This is a genomic window from Streptomyces inhibens, assembly GCF_003389455.1.
Lineage (GTDB): Bacteria > Actinomycetota > Actinomycetes > Streptomycetales > Streptomycetaceae > Streptomyces > Streptomyces inhibens.
Map to the genome: position 1 here is coordinate 1 of NZ_QUAC01000025.1, position 21,327 is coordinate 21,327.

Consider the following 21,327-nt stretch of genomic DNA (forward strand, 5'->3'; position numbering starts at 1 on the left):
TGACCCGAGCCTTCCTCGGTCCGGCGATCGACCGGACACTGGCGACGTACGGCCACACACTGCCGACCCCGAACCCCATGCCCACCTCCCTGCCCATCCCCACCCCTACGTCCACGCCCACGCCCCCGCCGAAGGCGCCCGACTAGGGCCTCTCCGGCGGAACTTGACGGGGCGCGGCCCGGTGCCTGGTGGTGGCGACACCAGGCTCAGCACACACTCCCGTCCCACCGCGTCGCGCCGCCAGGATGGCGGCATGAGCCGACGCACCTTCTTGATCACCGGCGCGACCCAGGGCTTGGGCCGCGGCATCGCACACGACCTCGCCGCACGTGGCCACACCGTCCTGCTGCACGGCCGCGACCACACCCGTCTGGACGCCGCGGCGGCCGAGCTCCGGGCCGCCGCCCCTGACGCCGCCGTACGCACCTACCTGGCCGATCTGGCCGACCTCGACCAGGTGCACGCGATGGCCGGCCGGATCCGTGCCGCCGAACCCAGGCTCGACGGCCTGGTCAACAACGCCGTCGCGGGCGGCGGCGCCGAACCGCTCCGGCGGGAGCTGAGCCGGCAGGGGCACGAGCTGCGGTTCGCGGTGAACCACCTCGCCCCCTATGCCCTCACCCGCGATCTGCTGCCGCTGCTCACCGCATCGGCGCCCGCCCGCGTGGTCAATGTCGCCTCGATCGGGCAGGAGGCCATCGACTTCGACAACGTCATGCTGGAGCGGGACTACGAGGGACTGCGTGCCTACTGCCGCAGCAAACTCGCGCTGATCATGGCGACCTTCGAGCTCGCCGCCGAACTCGACGGCACCGGCGTCACGGTCAACACCCTCCACCCGGCGCACCTGATGGACACCAATGGGGTGCGCGAGTACGGCCTGACTCCGGCCACCAGCATCGACGAGGGAGTACGGCCGACCGTACGACTGCTCCTCGACCCGGACCTCGACTCCACCACCGGCCGCTACTTCGACCAGTTCGCCGACACCCGGGCGCATGACCAGGCCTACGACGCCGACGCCCGGAAACGCCTGATGAAGCTGACCGACGCCCTCATCAACCAGCCCTGCTCAACGCCCCCAACGTCCCCCAACGCCCCCTCCACCCCCAGCTCTTGATCCAGCTTGGCCACCAGGGACGAGGCATACGGAGGCGCGCAGTCCTCGGCCCACCGTTCCACCTGTCGTAGAAAGCCCCGCAACTTCTGCTGTACATCCCCCAGCAGGACGGGCAGTTCGGCGACGGAGAGTTCGATGGGCCGGCGGGCGGATCCCCCTGCCGACTCCGTGTGCCCGTCCGGCCACAGATGGACGACCGAACCGAGGTGCTCGACCCGCGGCTCGGGGGAGTGGCCGAGCCAGGGCGTCTCCCCGTGCGTGAAATCCAGCCAGTCCCGCCAGCTTTCCAGGCCGAAGCAACAGCCGGGATACACCGTGGAGTTGGTGGCCGGGTCCTGGATGCGGAGGCCGCCCTGGGCGATGACGCACTCGGCCTCGGTCAGGCGGCGGATCAGCTCCGCGGCGTTCCCGGCTGGCGCGTCCGAAGCGTCGTTGTATGTGGCGAGCGACGCCAGCGCCGTACCCACCTCCAGCCGCGACAGCCCGCCGGTGAGCGCCAGATAGCCGCACGCGGGCGGGTCCGCGACCGGCCACAGCGTGAAGCCGGTGGCTTCGGACGTCTCCAGTACGGGATCCAGCGTCAGCACGCCTTCATTGTGGCCGCACCGCTTATGGGAGCCACACTGGGGACTGCGACCGTACGGGGGGCTGAACCAGGGCGCGTGAAACGGGGCAATTGCCTTGACCTACATTGACGGCGTGATCACTCGCCCCTCCCACAGCGAAGCCCCGTCCCGCCCCCGCGCCCTCTCCCGCCCCCGCGCCCGCGCCCTCGCGCTCAGCGCCGTACCTCTCGTGGCGCTACTGGCCGTCGCCGGGTTCGCGCCGCTGCCGTACTCCGTCGCGCGGCCCGGCCAGACCACGGATGTGCTGGGTACGCACCGCGGTGGCGAGGTGATCTCCATCAGCGGCGCGCCGGTGCGCAAGACCTCCGGTCAGCTGCGGATGGTGGCGATCCAGGCGACCGCGCCACAGGTCGATATCCGCCTGGGAGAGGTGATCGACGGGTGGTTGCGCGAGGATCGCGCGGTGATGCCCAGGGATGCCGTCTTTCCTCCGGGTAAGTCCGACGCGGAGATCGAGAAGCACAACATCGCGGAGATGAAGTCCTCGCAGCACGCCGCCACCGCGGCCGCGCTCGGATTTCTCAAGAAGGACCCGGACCGGGTGAAGGTGGCGCTCAGGCTGGAGGACGTCGGCGGGCCCAGCGCCGGGCTGATGTTCTCGCTGGGCATCGTCGACAAGCTGGACGGCGGCGGCAGCGGCGGCGATCTCACCGGCGGCCGCACCATCGCCGGTACGGGGACGATCGAGGCCGACGGGACGGTGGGCGCGGTCGGCGGGGCGGCGCTGAAGACGCAGGCGGCCAAGCGCGACGGGGCGAGCGTCTTCCTCGTACCGAAGGCGGAGTGTGCACAGGTGCAGCCCGCCCCGGACGGGCTGCGGCTGATCCCCGTCACCACCCTCAAGAGCGCGGTGCAGGCACTGCGCGCGCTGGCGAAGGGCGGGGCGGGCGGCTCGGTCCCCAGCTGCTGACCCGGCCGCCTGCCGCCCTGGGCCCGCCGTCCGTCAGTCGTCGAGGATCGTCAGATCCAGCCGGTTCAGCCGCGCCAGGTCGGCGAGGATATTGATCTCGACGATCTTCCCGTGGGTGATGGTGAAGCCCATGATGGAGAACGGCTGCCCGCCCTGCGCCGTGACGAGTCCCGGCGCGCCGTTGACGAGCGCAGGCCGCGCGAACTGGGCGAACCGGGAGAAGGTCAGCGCCTGCTCGACGACCGCACGCGCGCCCCGCACCAGCTTCGACAGGCCCGCGGGCGCGGCGCCGGCGTCCGCGCGCAGCACCACGTCCGGGTCGAGGACCGCGAGCAGTGCCTCGAAGTCGCCGCCGCGCGAGGCGGCGAGGAACGCGTCGACCACTTCCCGCTGGCGGGTGAGATCGGTGTCGGGGGTCGGGGCGGTGCCCTGGACGCGGCGACGGGCGCGGCTGGCGAGCTGCCGGGCGGCGGCGGGGGTGCGGTCGACGATGGGCGCGATCTCGTCGAAGGGCACCGCGAACATGTCGTGCAGCACGAAGGCGAGCCGCTCGACGGGGGTGAGGGTTTCCAGGACCACCAGGAGCGCGAGCCCCACCGAGTCGGCCAGCAGCGCCTCATGCTCCGGGTCGACGGTGTCCAGACGGCTCACGATCGGCTCGGGGACATGCACATCGAACAGATCCTCGCGCCGCGACGTGCGCATCCGCAGCTGGTCCAGGCACACCCGTCCGACGATCGTCGTCAGCCAGCCGCCCAGATTCTCCACACCGCTCACACCGGACCGGCTCAGCCGCAGCCAGGCCTCCTGGACGGCGTCATCCGCCTCGGTCAGGGAGCCGAGCATCCGGTAGGCCACCGCCCTCAGATGCCCGCGGTTCTCCTCGAACCGCTCCGCCAGCCACTCGTGGTCGTTCATCAGCTTGCTGCCTCCCCGTCGAAGTCCGTCACTGTTCATGACGCACACGGCCGGCCAAATGTGACACGAGGAAAGGGAGAACGTGGAAGAAGTGGCGGAAGAGAAGGAAGGGGGAGAAGTGACATGGCCGGCAGTCCGCTCACCGATCTGCTCGCAGGGCGGCAACCGGAGCTACCTGGAGACGAAGGCCGGCAAGGTGGCCTGGGCTGCGGCCGACCTCGAAAGGGCCGCCGCGATGATCACGGGGGCGGCCGGTGGTACACACAGCACCCCGGGAAAGATCCGTTAACGTGCGTTGCGTATCCCGAGAATGTACGCCGCAGTAAGCGCAACGGCACGGTCTTCGTCATGTGACAGATCTGCGAGGGCACGTGACGTGGTGATTCCCGGGATATCCGCGAGCGCCTGTGTCAGCCGTCGACGTGCAGACGATTCAACGGTGCCGTCGGCGAGGCAGTCAACGAGCCTGGTAGCGATCTGATCCGCCACCGCGGGACGACTCGCCAGCGCGCTCAGTGCATCGGCCGCATCGACATCATTCGTCTCCTCGACGACCATATCGATGAGCGTCGGGACCGCGTCGGCCACTCCACGTGCCCCGAGCGCCAGAGCTGCATACCTGCGGACCACGATGTCGGGGTTCGCGAGGGCATCCTGCAGCAGTGCGGTCGCCTCACCGTTCGGAATCTCAGCGATGGACTGGACGGCACGTTTCCGCACCTCGGCTACTGGTGAGCCGAGGCCCTCCGCCAGCAGCGCCAATCCGCCGTCGCCCCATTGCGCCAAAGCCCATCGAAGGGCTCCGGCGACGTTCGGGTCCGTCTCGCTCAGCGCTGCCTCGACCAGTGCTTCGACTGGCACCGGAACCTCTTCAACCGAGGACAGGGCCGCGCGCTGGCGCGTCCCGGCGCTCTTCGACCCCAACGCCTGGAGGAGTGCAACGATCTGGAGGACGTCCTTCCAGCCGGCGGGTTCCGCGGCACCGATCCGACGGAGTCGCGTGAGCAGCTCCGTCTCATCTGCAATGCGTTCTCGCGTCTGGCGGATGAGGTCATCGACGAGCTCCGAGGGCGTGAAGCCGGGATCATCGAGCGCGCGCCCGACTTCACGCAGCGACAGCCCCAATGACCGCAGGCTCTCGATATGGAAGATCCGCCGGATGTCCTCGCTGGAGTACTCCCGATAGCCGGCGTCGGTACGACCCGTTGGCCGCACCAGGCCGAGCGAGTCGTAATGCCTGAGCATGCGGGCGCTGACCCCGGACTGTCGTGCCACATCACCGATCAACACTGCCTATCACCCCTCCTGGCTGGTCGTGCCGAGGGCTACGACGCGCTTCGCCTCCTCGATCGCGAACTCGAATCCGGCATCCGGGTCGCGCAACAGCCGTTCCGTGGCGATCGCGTGCGCGCGCACGCGAGGGTCGAGATCCGTCATCGCAGCGCGCAGAGTTGGCACAATCACCTCACCGAGCGCGATCAGCGCCCGGCTGAGGCTCAGCTGCGTCTCACGTTCGCCGCGCCCGAGCTGTGTCGACAATACTGCGGCCAACTCGGGCTCTTCACCTTCGGGCACGAGCACGACCGCTGCCCGCCAAGCGCTCCGCGCCACCTCATCGTCGGCGTCGGACAGAAGCGCCCGTGTGATCGCCGGCCACGCTTGCCGATCCCCGATCTTGGACAGCGTGTGCAACGCCTGGCTTCGTGCCTGCGCACGTTCCGAGCGGACTTCATCGAGAAGCTCTGGGACCGTTATTGATGCTGAGTGGCGGGTGAGTGCCCAGGTAAGCATTTCGCGCACGTAGAATTCGGGTTCGATCGCGCATCGTTCGATGAGCTTGTCGATGAACCGCGGGTCAGGGGTCGTGCCGACCGCCAGCGCTGCCCGCAGTCGCGCTGACGAGCGGCTGTCCTCCAGCCCCTGGAGAGCTCGAATCGTATCCGTGTCCTGTTTTGGCATGGTCGTCGGGACCACCTCCTTGGCCACAGTGAAGACCTTGTCACTGTGTCAAGGTCAAGCGGGGTCACGCCGTGAGATCACCGATGCCCGAACGGACCGCGGCTCGATCGCGGCGGCCGACGCGACATCCGCGGCGAAGGCGCCGCACATGGCAGCGGCTCCAGGTCGTCGTCCGCGCGTCGCGTCACACTCCCGGCGGCTGTGTCGTCCTACTGCTGAGACACCGTCCGGCACAGAGCAGAGGAGAGACCGCATGTCGGCAGCCGGGGCAACAAGCAACACAGCGACACTCAACCGCTTCCACTCCGCCGTGAACAGCGGCGACCCGGAAATCATCTCGAAGGCCATCGACGAGTTCGTCGCACCGGACATGCTCTTCGACGCGCCGGTACCGACGGGCGCGACGGGAGCGGAGGCCCTGAAGCGGGTGTGGGAGGTGCTCCTGCGCGCGTTCCCCGACATCCACGTCGCCGTCGAGGAGACGATCACGGAGGGCGACAAGGTCGTCTCCAGGAACACGGTGACCGGGACCCACCGGGGCGAGTACCAGGGCCTGCCGCCCACCGGGAAGACCGTCACCTACAACGAGATCTTCATCTTCCGCTTCGCCGACGGGCGCATCGCCGAGATCCGGGGCGTCGTCGACGTCCTCGCGCAACTGCGCCAGCTCGGCGCCCTCCCGTCCTGACGAGGCCCACGGGCCGCCGAGGCCGTCGGCGGCTCCAGCCGCGGCGCCGATGCGCCCACTGTGCGAAACCATGGTTTCGCACCGGCCCGCCGGAAGCCTCCCGGGGAACTCCCCGACAGCCCACGGCCGTTGCGGAACCTGTCGGGCAACCATCTGTGCGAAGACCACGGGCACGGGGACGAGTTCCGCACTGGAGTCGCGGACATGGATCGTGGATACGCCCGCATCAGCGCCTCATGGCAGGACCTCACCCGCCAGATCGACGCCCTCAACGCCGAAGGCATCCCTACTGCATAGGCGCCGCCTTGGCGATGCGCACCGCAACGGCCCACCCCGACCAGGTGGCCACCGTCGCCGGATACCCCGGCGACGCCTTCAGCCCGCCGCACTGCAGCGCCACTGGGACCGCCTGCTCCCCCTCCTCGACCGCACCCTGGCCAACAGCTGAGGCTCCGGCTCGGAAGCCGAAGCTGAAGTACACAACTCCGGAGTGCTGGCTCGCACGCCAGCCGCAAAGTAGCGGCCGGGACCTGGTGATCGTGGTCATGCGCTCTCTGCCGCCGCAGCCTGTTCGTCGTGCTCGCGCAGCATCCGCATCACGGTCGCGGGTGAGAGGTGCTCGCCGCGCTTCTTGCCGGTCCGGATGACCAGCCGGCCGGCGATCTCGCGCAGGGAGAGCTGCTCCTCGGGTGCTGATTCGTTCGTGGAGCAGGCGGTGCACCCCGGAGGCCTCGAAGGCGTCGACCTGCGACTGGATCTCCTGCGTCCGAGTCGAGACGCGGGCGCGGCCGAGGCGGACCTCCATCGGCGTGGACGCTGTCGCAGGCTTCACAGCCGGCAGGGTCGTCCAGAGCGCGCCCGCTCGGCGACCGGCGGAACTGATCAGCGGCCGCCCTTCCCGCGGTTTTTCCCACTCTCGTTCACTGAGGCGGAAGGCCAAACGACGGGGTTCGCTGAGTAGACGCCTCGATTGGATGAGTGCGGTCACGGCCGGTCAGGGCATGACCCGGCCGCAACGATGTACTAGAGTTATCTCGACATCGAGATATCTGCCAGGAGGCGTACCGCTGCCGCGCCAGTAAGGCATGCCTAACTAAGGCTTACCTTAGCGGATGGGGCAAGGACCTGTGACGGCAGGATTGCGGTGGTACGCGCGAATTTCATGCATGAAGGAGACTGTCGTGTCGGCGAACAGCTTCGACGCCCGCAGCACGCTGCAGGTGGGCGACGAGTCGTACGAGATCTTCCGGCTGGACAAGGTCGAGGGCTCCGCCCGTCTGCCTTACAGCCTGAAGGTGCTGCTGGAGAACCTGCTCCGCACCGAGGACGGCGCGAACATCACCGCCGACCACATCCGGGCGCTCGGCGGCTGGGACTCGCAGGCCCAGCCCAGCCAGGAGATCCAGTTCACGCCGGCCCGCGTGATCATGCAGGACTTCACCGGCGTGCCCTGTGTCGTGGACCTCGCGACCATGCGTGAGGCCGTGAAGGAGCTGGGCGGCGACCCGGCGAAGATCAACCCCCTCGCCCCGGCCGAGCTGGTCATCGACCACTCCGTCATCGCCGACAAGTTCGGCACCAGCGACGCGTTCGCGCAGAACGTCGAGCTGGAGTACGGCCGTAACAAGGAGCGCTACCAGTTCCTGCGCTGGGGCCAGACCGCGTTCGACGAGTTCAAGGTCGTCCCGCCCGGCACCGGCATCGTCCACCAGGTCAACATCGAGCACCTGGCCCGTACGGTCATGGTCCGAGGCGGCCAGGCCTACCCGGACACCCTCGTCGGCACCGACTCGCACACCACCATGGTCAACGGCCTCGGCGTGCTGGGCTGGGGCGTCGGCGGCATCGAGGCCGAGGCCGCGATGCTCGGCCAGCCGGTCTCGATGCTCATCCCGCGCGTCGTCGGCTTCAAGCTGACCGGTGAGCTGAAGCCGGGCACGACCGCCACCGACCTCGTGCTGACCATCACCGAGATGCTGCGCAAGCACGGTGTCGTCGGCAAGTTCGTCGAGTTCTACGGCGAGGGTGTGGCCGCCACCTCGCTCGCCAACCGCGCCACCATCGGCAACATGTCGCCGGAGTTCGGCTCCACGGCCGCGATCTTCCCGATCGACAACGAGACGCTGAAGTACCTGCGCCTGACCGGCCGCGACGAGCAGCAGGTCGCGCTCGTCGAGGCGTACGCCAAGGAGCAGGGCCTCTGGCTGGACCCGGCCGCCGAGCCGGACTTCTCCGAGAAGCTGGAGCTGGACCTGTCGACGGTCGTCCCGTCGATCGCCGGCCCGAAGCGCCCGCAGGACCGCATCGTCCTGGCCAACGCCGCCACGCAGTTCGAGCGCGACGTTCTGAACTATGTGTCGACTGCGGACGAGTCGGGCGAGGAGTCCTTCCCGGCCTCCGACTCCCCGGCCGCCGCCGACGGTGTGCCGACCCGTCCGACCACGGTCACCGCCCCCGACGGTTCGACGTACGAGATCGACCACGGCGCCGTCACCGTCGCCGCGATCACCTCCTGCACCAACACCTCGAACCCGTACGTCATGGTCGCCGCCGCCCTGGTGGCCAAGAAGGCGGTCGAGAAGGGCCTGACCCGCAAGCCGTGGGTCAAGACCACGCTCGCCCCGGGCTCCAAGGTCGTCACCGACTACTTCGACAAGGCGGGGCTCACCCCCTACCTCGACAAGGTCGGCTTCAACCTCGTCGGCTACGGCTGCACCACCTGCATCGGCAACTCCGGCCCGCTGCCGGAGGAGGTCTCCAAGGCCGTCAACGAGCACGACCTGGCCGTGACCTCGGTGCTCTCCGGCAACCGTAACTTCGAGGGCCGGATCAACCCCGACGTCAAGATGAACTACCTCGCCTCCCCGCCGCTGGTCGTCGCGTACGCCCTCGCCGGTTCGATGAAGGTGGACATCACCAAGGACGCGCTCGGCACCGACCAGGACGGCAAGCCGGTCTACCTGACCGACATCTGGCCGACCGAGGCCGAGGTCAACGACGTCGTGGCCAACGCCATCGGCGAGGACATGTTCAACAAGTCCTACCAGGACGTCTTCGCGGGCGACGCCCAGTGGCAGGCGCTGCCGATCCCGACCGGCAACACCTTCGAGTGGGACCCCGAGTCGACCTACGTCCGTAAGCCCCCGTACTTCGAGGGCATGACGATGGAGACCACGCCGGTCAGCGACATCGCCGGTGCGCGCGTCCTCGCCAAGCTGGGCGACTCGGTCACCACTGACCACATCTCCCCGGCCGGTGCGATCAAGGCCGACACCCCGGCCGGCAAGTACCTCACCGAGCACGGTGTGGAGCGTCGTGACTTCAACTCCTACGGCTCGCGCCGTGGTAACCACGAGGTCATGATCCGCGGCACCTTCGCCAACATCCGCCTGCGCAACCAGATCGCGCCGGGCACCGAGGGCGGCTACACCCGCGACTTCACCCAGGCCGACGCTCCCGTCTCCTTCATCTACGACGCGTCGCAGAACTACCAGGCCGCCGGCGTCCCGCTGGTCATCCTGGCCGGCAAGGAGTACGGCTCCGGCTCGTCCCGCGACTGGGCCGCCAAGGGCACCGCGCTCCTCGGCGTCAAGGCCGTCATCGCCGAGTCCTACGAGCGCATCCACCGCTCGAACCTCATCGGCATGGGCGTGCTCCCGCTCCAGTTCCCGGAGGGCGCCACCACCGAGTCCCTCGGCCTCACCGGCGAGGAGACCTTCTCCTTCACCGGCGTCGAGGAGCTGAACAACGGCACCACGCCGCGCACGGTCAAGGTCACCACCGACACCGGCGTGGAGTTCGACGCGGTCGTCCGCATCGACACCCCCGGCGAGGCGGACTACTACCGCAACGGCGGCATCATGCAGTACGTGCTGCGGTCGCTGATCCGCAAGTAAGTCCCCGCAACACCACGACGGGCCGCACTCCCTCGATTGAGGGGGTGCGGCCCGTTTGCGTACCGGTGGGCCGGTCTCAGAACATCAGGCGGTAGCTGCCGAAGGAGCCGTGTGCCTTGACGGGCTTGGCGTACGGCGCGGATTCCTTGCCGGTGCCCTGGTAGATGTACAGCGTGCCGTTGCCGGCGCGGGCCAGCAGATCGGCGATGCCGTCGCGGTTCACATCGCCGCTGGAGTGCAGGTAGTTGTAGCTGTTCCAGCCCCCGCCGATCTTCTTGCGGGACGCGAACGGCGCCTTGGGGTCGCCGGTGCCCTTGTAGAGCCAGAGCACCCCCGCCTTGTCCTTGGCCACGATGTCGGCACGGCCGTCACCGGTGAGGTCGCCCTGGCCGGCGAGCTGGGTGTAGCCGCCCCATCCGGCGCCGACCCGGATCCGCGGGGTCACCGTGCCGTCGGGGCGGGCCAGGTAGACCCACAGCACACCGGCCTTGTCGACGGCGAGGATGTCCGACTCCTTGGCACCGCCGACGGTGCCCGGGGAGAGGACCTTGGAGTAGATCTGCCAACCGCCGCCGATGGCGCGGGTCTTCACCATGCCGTCGGCATCGGTGTAGGTGTACGACAGGGCGCCGTTGTTCATCCAGTAGTAGGTGGCGTCGCCGTAGCCGTCCTTGTCGTTGTCGACCTGGGCCGCGGCCTTGAGGTACGTGAAGTCCCCGATGTCGTCGCCGTCGAAGATCTTGTCACGGGGGCCGAAGTTCCCCGTGCGGTCGGGCGCGTACATGAAGAGACTGCCGTCCCGCTCGACACCGTCCAGGACGAAGAAGAACGGGGTGTAGTACACCGTGCCGGCCGCGGCCTTGCCGTGCTCGGGGGTGGCCACTGCCGTGAGCCGCGAGGCGTCGGACGGTGCGGGGCTGTCGGCCAGCGCGGTGGCCGCGGTCGAACCTGCCAGCGTGGTGGCGAGAGCAACGGCCGCGAGCCGGGCAAGGGTGCGTCCGCGCCGACGGCCGAAGGGAAGTATCACCTGATGTCTCCCGATATTCAGATAAGAGACGTGACGCGCCCCATAAGGGACGCGTCACGTGATCATCTGAATAGTTCCACAGGAACCCCACCGGTCAACCGGTTTACGGGGCTCCGAGCAGCTCGATCTCCGCGAGGGTGACCGTCTTGCCGTCGCTCACCACGCGGTAGTGCTGGTAGGCACCCGGGTGGGCGATGCCGAACACCCGGGTCTGTCTGTCCCAGCTGAAGCTCTCGCCGGAGCGGCGGTCCAGCTCCTGCCAGTGCCGGCCGTCGGCGGAGCCCTCCAGCCGCCAGGCGGTGGGGGCCGCGGTGCGGTCGGCCGAGGTCAGGGTGTACGAGGCGACCTGGGTGGGGCCGGTCAGGTCGGCCGTGGCGGTGGTGAACGCGGCCGAGGTGTCCGAGGTGTTGTCGAAGAGCGGCCCGGCGGCCGGCACGGTCACATCGGCCGGCGGCGTCGGGATCTTGTCGTCCTTGGTGAGGGAGGTCGGGGCGGCGTTCGGACCGGTGCCCCAGGCGGAGGGCTTGGCGCCCATGGTGAAGTCCAGGGTGCCGCCGCGGGCGAGGAGCCGGTGTGGCAGGGCGGTGGAATTCCAGGGCTTGCCGTTCACCCGGAGGCTTTGGACATAGACGTTGTGCGCGTTGTTGCGCGGGGCCTTGATGGTGAGATCGCGGCCGTTCTCCAGATGGACGGTGGCCTTGGTGAACAGCGGTGAGCCCACCGCGTATTCGCCCTGACCCATGACCAGCGGATAGAAGCCGAGCGAGCTGAAGACGTACCACGCGGACATCTCGCCGTTGTCCTCGTCGCCCGGATATCCCTGGCCGATCTCACTGCCGAGGTAGAGCCGGGACATCGCCTCGCGGACCTTTTCCTGGGTCTTCCAGGGCTGTCCTGCCGCGTCGTAGGTGTAGGCGATGTGGTGCGAGGGCTGGTTGCTGTGCCCGTACATGCCCATACGGGTGTCGCGGGCCTCGGTCATTTCGTGGATCACCTCGCCGTAGGAGCCGGCGAATTCCTTGGACGCGGTCTCCGGGGTGGAGAAGTACGCATCCAGTTTCTTGGCCAGACCGGAGCGGCCGCCGTAGAGGTTGGCCAGGCCCCGGGTGTCCTGCGGCGCGGTGAAGGCGAAGGTCCAGGCGTTGGTCTCGGTGTAGTCGTTGCCCCAGACGCGGGGGTCGAACCTGTCCGGGCGCAGCCGCCAGTTGCCCCGGGCGTCCTTGCCCTGGAAGAAGCCGACCTTGTCGTCGAAGAGTTTGACGTAGTTCTGGGCGCGGCTCAGGAAATAGGCCGATTCTTCCTTGTAGCGGGGCTTTTTGGTCTTCTCGTACAGCGCCTTCCCCATACGGGCGATACCGAAGTCGTTGAGATAGCCCTCCAGCGCCCAGGACATGCCCTCGCGGGTATCGGTGCTCGTATAGCCGAGGAAGGGGGCGGTGTTCATGCCCTTACGGCCGACGCCTGGATTCGGCGGGGCGACGGTGGCGTTCTTGACGGCCGCGGCATAGGCCGCCTCGGCGTCGAATTCCACTCCCTTGGCGTAGGCATCGGCGAACGCCACATCGGAACTTGTCCCGGTCATCAGATCCGCATAGCCGGGCGAGGACCACCGGGAGATCCAGCCGCCGTCCTTGTACTGCTGGACGAAGCCGTCGACCATCTTCCCGGCCCGTTCCGGGGTGAGCAGCGAATAGGCGGGCCAGGTGGTCCGGTAGGTGTCCCAGAATCCGTTGTTGACGTACACCTCACCGTCGACGACCTTCGAGCCGGTGTGCGTCGGGGTGTCCTGGCCGATCTGCGGCGAGAAGGGGCTGGCGTAGCGGCTGCGCGAACCGACCTGCTCGAAGCCGGAGTTGGGGTAGAGGTAGAGGCGGTAGAGGTTGGAGTAGAGGGTGGTGAGCTGGTCGCGGCTCGCCCCCTCGACCTCGATCCGGCCCAGCAGGTCGTCCCACTGCGACTGCGCCCGGTGCTCGACGCCGGCGAAGGAGGCATCGGCGGGGATCTCCCGGGACAGATTCTCCTTCGCCTGGTCCACGCTGATCAGCGAGGTGGCGATCCGCATGGTGACGGTGTGGTCCGCGCCGGGCCTGAAGCGGAGATAGCCGGTGACGTCCTTGCCGCCCCCGCCCCCGGTGCAAGCACCGGCTCCACTGGAGCGGCTGACGCCGCACTCGCTGATGCGGCCGCCGCCGGTGACCGGGGCGTCGAAGACGCCGTAGACGAAGAGCCGGGTGGCGCCGACCGACAGTCCGCTCTTGACGTCCGAGAAGCCGGTGACGATCCCGCGCTCGGTGTCCAGGCTCAGCCCGCCCTTGTTGTTGACATTGTCGAAAATCAGGCTTGCGCTGTCGCCGGGGAAGGTGAAGCGCATCAGCGCGGCGTGGTCGGCCGGGGTGATCTCCGTCTTGAGGCCGTTGTCGAAGGTCACGCCGTAGTAGTGCGGCTTCGCGGTCTCGTTGGCGTGGTGGAACGGCAGCGCGCGGCCGGTGCGCGAGGCGTCCGGGGTGCCGGCCGCGACGGACGGCATGACCTGGAAGGTCTGCCGGTCGCCCATCCAGGGGCTGGGCTCATGGCTTGCGCTGAAGGCCTGCAGGGTGGGCAGATTGTCGGCGTTGTTCTTCCGCGCGTATTCGTAGAGCCAGTCCGCGGAGCCCGCGTTGGTCACCGGCGTCCAGAAATTGAAACCGTTGGGGACGGCGGTGGCAGGGAAGGTGTTGCCGCGCGAGAAGCTGCCGCTGGAGAGAGTGCCGCGGGTGGTGACGGCGTAGTCGGAGAGATGGGCGAGCGGCTTGTCCGGGGCCTTGGGGCCGATGGTGATGTCATCGACCCAGCCACGGAAGGCCGGTGCGGTGCGCGGAGCCTTGGGCGCGTCGTAGGCGACCAGGATCCGGTCGACGGTCTTGCCGGCGGCGACCGTGCCGATCCGTGACTCGCGGTGGTTCCACTGGTTGACGTAGAGCGTCTTGGAGGCGGCCTGCCCCTGTGGTGTCAGCGGGACGCCGTGCTGGTCGACGGCGTGCAGATCGCTGAGGTAGGTGCCGTCGGTGAAGGCTAGATCGAGGGAGACATGGGTCGCGGGGTAGGCCGGATCGGCGGTGGCCATCTCCGGGAAGAGCTTGTACGAGAGCGACGTTGACGCGGTGACGGGGGTGTCGACGTCGAAGATCTTGTTGTACGAGTAGCCGCGGCCGTCGGCGGTGTGGGTACCGGCGTAGCGCAGCGCATGGCCGCCGGTGAAGCCGGCGTGCGCCTTGGCGGTGGGGGAGTCGGTGGGGCCGGTGTCGGTCCTGGTGCTCATGCCGGGCGCCGCGGGGGTGGTCTCCGGGGTGACGCCCGAGGTCCTGGGCTTTCCGTCGGTGCCGGTGTCGACGGTGTCGGTCCAGTCCGGCCGCGGATCGCCGGATTCGAAGGAGGAGCTGAACTCCGCCGGCCCCCGGGGCTTTTGGGGCGGCGCGGCCTGGGCTGCGCCGGCTGGGCCTTGCACGGTGATGACGAGCAGAGCGGCCGCCACGAGGGCGGCGGGGCGGGCGATCGCCCGCAGGGGACTGTGCTGGTGTCTGAGCCGCACGCGAGCCCTTTCAACATGAGTGACATCGTTGTCAGTTGAATGACGCCAAGGCAAACAGAGATAAGTAAGGTGCGTGGGGACTTTGGTGTCAAGGGTGTCGCTGCGATCGGTGGGCCGGTCGTGTCGCCGGGCGGTCCGGCGAGCGGACGCAGGGCGGATCCGCCGCATGCCGGCGAGGTCTCAACTAGGGAAAGACTCCCGTCCAACCCTGCATTCGATCTTGCCCCTTCGGCCGGAAGTGGACTATACCTGTCGGCGTCCGATCGGCCGTACGACCAAGGCCGTGGATGCCGGGGGGAAGGCGGGGAACAGATGATTTCCCCGCATTTCTCTAGCGCGCCCGGTGCACATCCCGTACAACTCAGCTTCATCTGACCCGCGGTGCCGGGGTGGCTCCGGTACACCGCCTGAGTCCTGAAGAAGGCGAGGACTTGAGCATGGGATCCACCTCAGAATTCAACCGTCGTGATCTGGTCAAGCGAGCCGCGGCCCTGGGGATCGTCGCCGTACCGGCCATGAGCATGCTCTCCGCGTGTGCCAGTGGCGGCAGCGACGGCGAGGACAAGGTCGAAAAGGGCAAGAAGTCGGCCAAGAATCCGCTCGCGGTCAATGAGTCCGCCGGCCTCGATGTGGTCATCTTCGACGGCGGATTCGGCGACAAGTACGCCAAGGATGCACAGGGCGAGTACATCAAGGCCTTCCCCAAGGCCGACGGCAAGGTCAAGCTCGCCTCGACCCAGAAGATCCAGTCGACGCTGCAGCCGCGCTTCAACGGTGGAAACCCCCCGGACCTCGTCGACAACTCCGGCGCGGAACAGATGGATTTCGGCACGCTGGTGGCCAAGGACCAGTTGACCGACCTCACCGCACTCCTCGACGCCCCCTCCGTCGACGACCCGAACAAGAAGGTGCGGGACACCCTGCGCCCCGGTGTCGTCGAAATGGGCCAGTTCGGCGGCAAGGAGACCTGGATCCTCTACTACGCGTACACGGTCTACGGCGTCTGGTACTCCAAGAGCAATCTGCAGAAGCTGGACGCGGAATACCCGGAGACCTGGGACGACATGCTGGCCCTGTGCGCGAAGGCCAAGAAGAAGGGCGTCGCGGGCTGGACGTACCCGGGTAAGTACCCCTACTACCTCCCCTTCAGCCTCTACCCGTTCATCGCCAAGATCGGCGGCACCGAGGTCCTGCGGAAGATCGACAATCTGGAGCCGAACGCCTGGAAGGACCCGGCGGTCAAGGCGGCATTCGAGGCCTACTACGAGCTGTACAAGAAGGGCTATGTCCTCAAGGGCTCGCCCGGTCTCGACCACCTGCAGTCGCAGAAGGCGTGGGCCGAGGGCAAGGCGCTGTTCATCCCCAACGGTTCCTGGGTGGAGAACGAGTCGGCCAAGCAGATCGCGAAGAACCCCAGCTTCGATCTCGCGGTCGGCGCCCCGTCCAGCCTGTCCACCTCCGACAAGATGCCGTACGGCACCATCTGGGCCTCGGGCGGCGAGCCGTACATCGTCCCGAGGAAGGCCCGGAACGCCGAGGGCGGCATGGAACTGCTGCGCATCATGCTCAGCAAGAAGTCCTCGCAGAATTTCATCAAGCAGGTTTCCTCGCTCACCTCGCTCAATGGCGGCACCGAGGGGCTGAAGCTCCCGCCGGGCCTGGCATCGGCGCAGGTGGCGCTGCAGAAGGCCGGCCAGAACATCGTCAACCCGCGGTTGCAGGACTGGTATGTGGCGCTGCAGAAGGAGAAGATCGGCGTCGGTGCGCTGGGCGAGATGATGGCCGGCCGTATGACGCCCGACGAGGCCATCACAAAGATCCAGAAGTACGCGGACGACACCCGCGACGACTCAAGCGTCAAGAAGTACAAGCGCTGACCGACAAGCTTGTGGGGGCACCGCCCAGCGTTGGCTGGGGGAGCGGCACCGGCGGTGGCAAACGCAGGGAGAGAACGGGATCGGGAGTCATGAAACACGGTAAGTACCGTTTCATCGCGGGGTTCTTGGTCCTCCCGCTGGCGATTTACGCGATCTTCGTGATCTCGCCCTTCTTGCAGGCCATTTACTACTCCTTCACGGACTGGACCGGACTGAGTCCGGACATGAAGATGGTCGGCTTCGACAACTACGCGCGTCTCTTCACGGACGATGTCTTCTGGTCCGCCGTGGGCAACAGCGTGACGTTGTTGCTGCTGCTGCCGGTGGTGACGCTCTCGCTCGGGCTGTTCTTCGCCTTCATGCTCAACGTCGGTGGCCGCCGCCGGAAGAAGGCGGTCATCGGCGGAGTCCGCGGCTCGGGCACCTACAAAATCCTCTACTTCTTCCCGCAGGTGCTGTCGGTCCCGATCGTCGCACTGCTGTTCCAGTTCGCCTACAACCCGGAGAGCGGTGCGCTCAACGCGTTCTTCAAGGCGATCGGGCTCGACAATGTGCAGCCGGACTGGCTGGGCGATCCGCAGATCGCGCTGTGGTGCGTCATGGCGGCGATGGTGTGGGCCAATGTCGGCTTCTATGTCGTGCTCTTCTCGGCCGGGATGAGCTCCATTCCGAAGGACTTCTACGAGGCCGCGCTGCTGGACGGCGCAAACCGCTTCAACACGTTCTTCCGGATCACCCTGCCGCTGTTGTGGGACACCGTGCAGACCGGCTGGATCTATATGGGCATCCTCGCCCTGGACGTTTCCGCCTTCGCGTTCGTGCAGATCATGAGTGTCGGTCCGGGCGGCCCCGACTATTCGACCGAGGTCCTTCCGCTGTACGTGTACCAGAAGACCTTCCGCGACGGTCAGGCCGGATATGCGACGGCCATCGGCGTTTCCCTGCTGATCGTGACCCTCATCTTCTCGGCCATCGTGATGCGGCTGGGACGACGCGAGCGACTGGAGTTCTGATGAGTGCGCAGACAGATCCCGCGGACCTCCCGGGTGTGACGAAGGAGCAGGGACGTCCCCAGGACGGCGCGGGCACCTCGCGGCTTCCCGGGCCGCGCGCGGGACGGGGCGGGAAGGACGGCGCTCCGGCCGGCGCCACAAGCAGTGAGGGCAAGGTCCTCAACGTCTTTTCGCACGGAGTCCTGGTGATCTGGGGCCTGTTGGTCACCATGCCGCTGCTGTGGGCGGTGGTCAGCTCCTTCAAGGACGACACCGAGATCTTCGGCTCGCCCTGGGGACTGCCGTCGGTCCTGCACTTCGACAACTGGTCACGCGCCTGGGACAAGGCGAACATGGGCCAGTACTTCCTCAACTCGCTGATCGTCGTGGGCGGTTCGCTGATCGGCACGATGCTGCTGGGCGCGATGGCGGCGTATGTGCTGGCCCGCTTCGACTTCCCGGGCAACCGCTTTGTGTACTTCCTGTTCGTGGGCGGGATGGGCTTCCCGGTCATCCTGGCGCTGGTCCCGCTGTTCTTCGTCATGAAGAACATGGCGCTGCTGGACACCTACCACGGGCTGATCCTGGTCTATATCGCCTACTCGCTGCCGTTCACGGTCTTCTTCCTCAGCGGATTCTTCAAAACGCTGCCCACATCGGTGGCCGAGGCGGCGCTCATCGACGGCGCCTCGCACACCCGCACCTTCTTCCAGGTGATGCTGCCGATGGCCAAGCCCGGCCTGATCAGCGTCGGGATCTTCAACTTCCTCGGGCAGTGGAATCAATATCTGCTGCCCACGGTGCTCAATGTCGGGGACCCGGACAAGAAGATGCTGACCCAGGGGCTGGTGGCCCTGGCGGTGAGCCAGGGATACAAGGGCGACTGGTCGGGGCTGTTCGCGGGGCTGACGATCGCGATGCTGCCGGTGCTCGCCGCGTACATCATCTTCCAGCGGCAGGTGGTCGCCGGTCTGACCGCCGGGGCGCTCAAGTAGCACCGCGTGCGCCGCGCCCCCGGGGCCTCCCGCCGGATCGCCGGTGGGAGGCCTCGCGCATGGACGGCCGTTTCCCCATCGCGCAAGGACTTGACGGGAGGCGGCCCGGGCAGCTCAGCTTAGATTCACATGTTGGAGACAAGCCGGGCCCCGCTGATGTGGCCCGGCCCGGCGGGCGGTCGTCGTGCCTCCCCCAGCAGCCGCTGGGAGTGGTACCCCCAGCCCCAGTCAGGAGTGGATGAGTCGATGGAGACTCCCGGGTCGCAGTCCTCGCTGCACCGAGCCAATCTGGAGCGGGTCGTACGCGCGGTGCGTATGGCGGGCTCACTCACGCAGGCGGAGATCGCCCGGAGCACGGGGCTGTCCGCCGCCACCGTCTCCAACATCGTTCGTGAGTTGAAGGACGGCGGGACCGTTGAGGTGACCCCGACCTCGGCGGGCGGGCGGCGGGCGCGCAGCGTCTCGCTCTCCGGCGATGCGGGCATCGTCGTAGGGGTCGATTTCGGGCACTCCCATCTGCGGGTGGCGGTCGGAAACCTCGCCCACCAGGTGCTCGCCGAGGAGGCCGAGCCGATCGATGTGGACGCCTCCGCCGCCCAGGGCTTCGACCGGGCGGAACAGCTGGTCAACCGGCTGATCGAGGCGACCGGGATCGGCCCGGGCAAGGTCATCGGCGTGGGCCTGGGTGTGCCGGGCCCCATCGACGTGGAATCGGGGACGCTGGGCTCGACCGCGATCCTGCCGGGCTGGTCCGGTACGAACCCCAGCCAGGAGCTCTCCGCGCGCCTCGGAGTGCCCGTCTACGTCGACAACGACGCCAACCTCGGCGCGCTGGGCGAGCTGGTGTGGGGCGGGGGCCGCGGGGCCGCCGACCTCGCGTACATCAAGGTCGCCAGCGGTGTCGGCGCGGGCCTGGTGATCAGCGGGCAGATCTACCGCGGGCCGGGCGGTACGGCGGGCGAGATCGGGCACATCACGCTGGACGAGTCCGGCCCGGTGTGCCGCTGCGGCAACCGCGGCTGCCTGGAGACCTTCACCGCGGCGCGGTACGTCCTCCCGCTGCTTCAGCCGAGCCATGGCGCGGATCTGACCATGCCGCGGGTGGTGCAGCTGGCCCGCGAGGGCGACCCGGGCTGCCGACGGGTGATTGCGGACGTAGGCCGCCATATCGGTAGTGGTGTGGCGAATCTGTGCAATCTGCTCAATCCCAGCAGAGTGGTGCTCGGCGGCGATCTCGCCGAGGCCGGTGAGCTGGTGCTCGCGCCGATCCGGGAGTCGGTGTCGCGGTACGCGATCCCCAGCGCTGCACGGCAGTTGGGCATCGTTCCCGGCACGCTCGGCGGCCGAGCGGAGGTGCTGGGCGCGCTGGCGCTGGTGCTGAGCGAGATGGGCGATTCGACCCTTCTCGACGGTGCGCAGAGCACGGACGCACCCGCCATAGCGTGAGCGCGCTGCGTTCACACAGCTAACGCATGGCACCGTTGCCATCTCGTTAAGGATTTACTTCTTGACGGTCGGCTGTCGGCCGAGTTGACTTCCAGCCACCTCGGCCGCAACGACGCGGCCTCGTCAGGGAGGCAACCCCAATGAACGTTTGGACGCGTCGCGTCGTTATAGGAACCGCCGCCGTTTCGATGGCGCTCTCCGTGGCCGCCTGCGGTAAGGCCGGAGACGGCGCCAAGGGCGGCGGTGGCGACAACAAGACCATCGGCCTGCTGCTGCCGGAGAACAAGACCACGCGTTACGAGACCTTCGACCGCCCGCTCATGGAGGCGAAGATCAAGGCGCTGTGCAGCGACTGCACGGTGAAGTACAACAACGCGGCGCAGGAGACCGAGACCCAGAAGAAGCAGTTCGACGCGCTGATCACCCAGGGCGTGAAGGTGATCATTCTGGACGCGGTCGACTACAAGGCCACCAAGTCCTGGGTGAACCAGGCCGCCAAGAAGGGCGTCAAGGTCGTCGCGTACGACCGGCTGGCCGAGGGCAACATCTCCGCCTATGTCTCCTACGACAACGAGAAGATCGGCCGCCTGCAGGGCCAGGCACTGGTCAAGGCGCTGGGCGACAAGGCCAAGGACAGCAAGGTCGTCATGATCAACGGTTCGCCGACCGACCCGAACATGCCGTTCTTCAAGAAGGGCGCCCACAGCGTCCTCGACAAGCAGGTCAAGAAGATCGCTTACGAGCAGGACATCCCGGACTGGTCGCCGGACGAGGCCAACCGCAAGATGGGCGCGGCCCTCGACTCGCTCGGCAAGGACGGCTTCCAGGGCGTCTACTCCGGCAACGACGGCATGGCCGGCGGCATCATCACCGCGCTCAAGCAGAAGGGCGTCAAGGTCCCGGTCGGCGGCCAGGACGCCGAGCTCGCGGGCCTGCAGCGGCTCCTCAAGGGCGACCAGGCGTTCACGATCTACAAGCAGATCAAGCCGCAGGCCGACTCCACGGCCGAGATCGCCGTCAAGCTGCTCAAGGGCGAGAAGATCGACTCCCTGACGTCCACCAAGGTCGACAGCCTCAGCGGCGAGGTCAAGGGCATCCCGGCGAAGCTCTACGACGCGCAGATCGTGACCAAGGACAACATCGCCTCCACGATCATCAAGGACAAGGTCTACAAGGCGAGCCAGATCTGCACCGGTGACGTCAAGAAGGCCTGCGAGGCGGCCGGCATCAAGTAAGGCACCCGGGCCCCGGCCCCAGGCCTGCGGCCCCCAGGCCCCAGGCCCCCGGCCACCCGTCAGCCGGGGC

General features: G+C 67.8%; 16 protein-coding genes. 10 read left to right on the plus strand and 6 right to left on the minus strand.

Annotated features, from left to right (window positions below; translation table 11 throughout):
* Positions 1 to 253 precede the first annotated feature (253 nt).
* The gene (locus tag DY245_RS04020; RefSeq protein ID WP_128503534.1) at positions 254 to 1,120 is read left to right on the plus strand and encodes an SDR family NAD(P)-dependent oxidoreductase; all 867 of its coding nucleotides are present in this window, start codon (positions 254 to 256) and stop codon (positions 1,118 to 1,120) included.
* On the opposite strand, the gene DY245_RS04025 is transcribed toward DY245_RS04020, so the two are convergent.
* A complete protein-coding gene (locus DY245_RS04025) occupies positions 1,009 to 1,707 on the minus strand; it encodes a hypothetical protein (RefSeq protein WP_181923511.1) in 699 nt (232 codons plus the stop codon). The genes DY245_RS04020 and DY245_RS04025 overlap by 112 nt on opposite strands.
* A 112-nt stretch (positions 1,708 to 1,819) precedes the next feature.
* Between DY245_RS04025 and DY245_RS04030 the strand changes: the two genes are divergently transcribed.
* The gene (locus tag DY245_RS04030) at positions 1,820 to 2,656 is read left to right on the plus strand and encodes a S16 family serine protease (RefSeq protein WP_244942816.1); all 837 of its coding nucleotides are present in this window, start codon (positions 1,820 to 1,822) and stop codon (positions 2,654 to 2,656) included.
* Positions 2,657 to 2,689: 33 nt separating this feature from the next.
* Here DY245_RS04030 and sigJ read toward each other — a convergent pair whose 3' ends face one another.
* The gene (sigJ, locus tag DY245_RS04035; protein WP_128503537.1) at positions 2,690 to 3,574 is read right to left on the minus strand and encodes an RNA polymerase sigma factor SigJ; all 885 of its coding nucleotides are present in this window, start codon (positions 3,572 to 3,574) and stop codon (positions 2,690 to 2,692) included.
* A gap of 118 nt (positions 3,575 to 3,692) precedes the next feature.
* Between sigJ and DY245_RS44105 the strand changes: the two genes are divergently transcribed.
* The gene (locus DY245_RS44105; RefSeq protein ID WP_181923512.1) at positions 3,693 to 3,863 is read left to right on the plus strand and encodes a hypothetical protein; all 171 of its coding nucleotides are present in this window, start codon (positions 3,693 to 3,695) and stop codon (positions 3,861 to 3,863) included.
* Here DY245_RS44105 and DY245_RS04040 read toward each other — a convergent pair.
* Together DY245_RS04040 and DY245_RS04045 are read right to left on the minus strand one after the other, a co-directional pair.
* Positions 3,860 to 4,864 carry a HEAT repeat domain-containing protein gene (locus DY245_RS04040; RefSeq protein ID WP_128503539.1) on the minus strand — a complete coding sequence of 335 codons (1,005 nt, stop codon included), beginning with the start codon at positions 4,862 to 4,864 and terminating at the stop codon, positions 3,860 to 3,862. The genes DY245_RS44105 and DY245_RS04040 overlap by 4 nt on opposite strands.
* Before the next feature lie 6 nt (positions 4,865 to 4,870).
* Positions 4,871 to 5,533, minus strand: coding sequence for a HEAT repeat domain-containing protein (locus tag DY245_RS04045; protein WP_128503572.1), 663 nt, complete (start codon positions 5,531 to 5,533; stop codon positions 4,871 to 4,873).
* A gap of 253 nt (positions 5,534 to 5,786) precedes the next feature.
* Here DY245_RS04045 and DY245_RS04050 point away from each other — a divergent pair, with 253 nt between their 5' ends.
* Together DY245_RS04050 and acnA are read left to right on the plus strand one after the other, a co-directional pair.
* Positions 5,787 to 6,221 carry an ester cyclase gene (locus DY245_RS04050; RefSeq protein WP_128503541.1) on the plus strand — a complete coding sequence of 145 codons (435 nt, stop codon included), beginning with the start codon at positions 5,787 to 5,789 and terminating at the stop codon, positions 6,219 to 6,221.
* A 1,181-nt stretch (positions 6,222 to 7,402) separates the two neighbouring features.
* Positions 7,403 to 10,117 carry an aconitate hydratase AcnA gene (gene acnA, locus DY245_RS04065; RefSeq protein WP_128503544.1) on the plus strand — a complete coding sequence of 905 codons (2,715 nt, stop codon included), beginning with the start codon at positions 7,403 to 7,405 and terminating at the stop codon, positions 10,115 to 10,117.
* Between the two features lie 76 nt (positions 10,118 to 10,193).
* On the opposite strand, the gene DY245_RS04070 is transcribed toward acnA, so the two are convergent.
* Both DY245_RS04070 and DY245_RS04075 read right to left on the minus strand, forming a co-directional pair.
* Complete coding sequence (locus tag DY245_RS04070; RefSeq protein WP_128503546.1) at positions 10,194 to 11,144, minus strand: FG-GAP repeat domain-containing protein; 951 nt, start codon at positions 11,142 to 11,144, stop codon at positions 10,194 to 10,196.
* 103 nt (positions 11,145 to 11,247) lie between these two features.
* Complete coding sequence (locus DY245_RS04075) at positions 11,248 to 14,712, minus strand: GH92 family glycosyl hydrolase (RefSeq protein ID WP_128503548.1); 3,465 nt, start codon at positions 14,710 to 14,712, stop codon at positions 11,248 to 11,250.
* A 437-nt stretch (positions 14,713 to 15,149) separates the two neighbouring features.
* On the opposite strand from DY245_RS04075, the gene ngcE reads away from it, so the two are divergent.
* From ngcE to DY245_RS04100, 5 genes are all read left to right on the plus strand, one after another.
* Entirely contained in the window at positions 15,150 to 16,589 is a 1,440-nt protein-coding gene (gene ngcE, locus DY245_RS04080) for an N-acetylglucosamine/diacetylchitobiose ABC transporter substrate-binding protein (protein WP_128503550.1), read from the plus strand.
* 89 nt (positions 16,590 to 16,678) lie between these two features.
* Complete coding sequence (locus DY245_RS04085; RefSeq protein WP_128503553.1) at positions 16,679 to 17,602, plus strand: carbohydrate ABC transporter permease; 924 nt, start codon at positions 16,679 to 16,681, stop codon at positions 17,600 to 17,602.
* On the plus strand, positions 17,602 to 18,576 hold the full coding sequence (locus tag DY245_RS04090; protein WP_181923514.1) for a carbohydrate ABC transporter permease: 975 nt from the start codon (positions 17,602 to 17,604) through the stop codon (positions 18,574 to 18,576). The genes DY245_RS04085 and DY245_RS04090 overlap by 1 nt, the downstream gene beginning before the upstream one ends.
* A gap of 246 nt (positions 18,577 to 18,822) precedes the next feature.
* Complete coding sequence (locus DY245_RS04095) at positions 18,823 to 20,022, plus strand: ROK family transcriptional regulator (RefSeq protein WP_128503555.1); 1,200 nt, start codon at positions 18,823 to 18,825, stop codon at positions 20,020 to 20,022.
* Positions 20,023 to 20,210: 188 nt separating this feature from the next.
* Positions 20,211 to 21,257 carry a substrate-binding domain-containing protein gene (locus DY245_RS04100; protein ID WP_128503557.1) on the plus strand — a complete coding sequence of 349 codons (1,047 nt, stop codon included), beginning with the start codon at positions 20,211 to 20,213 and terminating at the stop codon, positions 21,255 to 21,257.
* Positions 21,258 to 21,327: the final 70 nt, after the last annotated feature.

Excerpts from the sequence above, each read along its gene's own strand:
- DY245_RS04020 (WP_128503534.1), top strand. The coding sequence starts at position 254 with ATGAGCCGACGCACCTTCTTGATCACCGGCGCGACCCAGGGCTTGGGC.
- sigJ (WP_128503537.1), bottom strand. The coding sequence starts at position 3,574 with ATGAACGACCACGAGTGGCTGGCGGAGCGGTTCGAGGAGAACCGCGGG.
- DY245_RS04045 (WP_128503572.1), bottom strand. The coding sequence starts at position 5,533 with ATGCCAAAACAGGACACGGATACGATTCGAGCTCTCCAGGGGCTGGAG.
- DY245_RS04050 (WP_128503541.1), top strand. The coding sequence starts at position 5,787 with ATGTCGGCAGCCGGGGCAACAAGCAACACAGCGACACTCAACCGCTTC.
- ngcE (WP_128503550.1), top strand. The coding sequence starts at position 15,150 with ATGGGATCCACCTCAGAATTCAACCGTCGTGATCTGGTCAAGCGAGCC.
- DY245_RS04085 (WP_128503553.1), top strand. The coding sequence starts at position 16,679 with ATGAAACACGGTAAGTACCGTTTCATCGCGGGGTTCTTGGTCCTCCCG.
- DY245_RS04090 (WP_181923514.1), top strand. The coding sequence starts at position 17,602 with ATGAGTGCGCAGACAGATCCCGCGGACCTCCCGGGTGTGACGAAGGAG.
- DY245_RS04095 (WP_128503555.1), top strand. The coding sequence starts at position 18,823 with ATGGAGACTCCCGGGTCGCAGTCCTCGCTGCACCGAGCCAATCTGGAG.
- DY245_RS04100 (WP_128503557.1), top strand. The coding sequence starts at position 20,211 with ATGGCGCTCTCCGTGGCCGCCTGCGGTAAGGCCGGAGACGGCGCCAAG.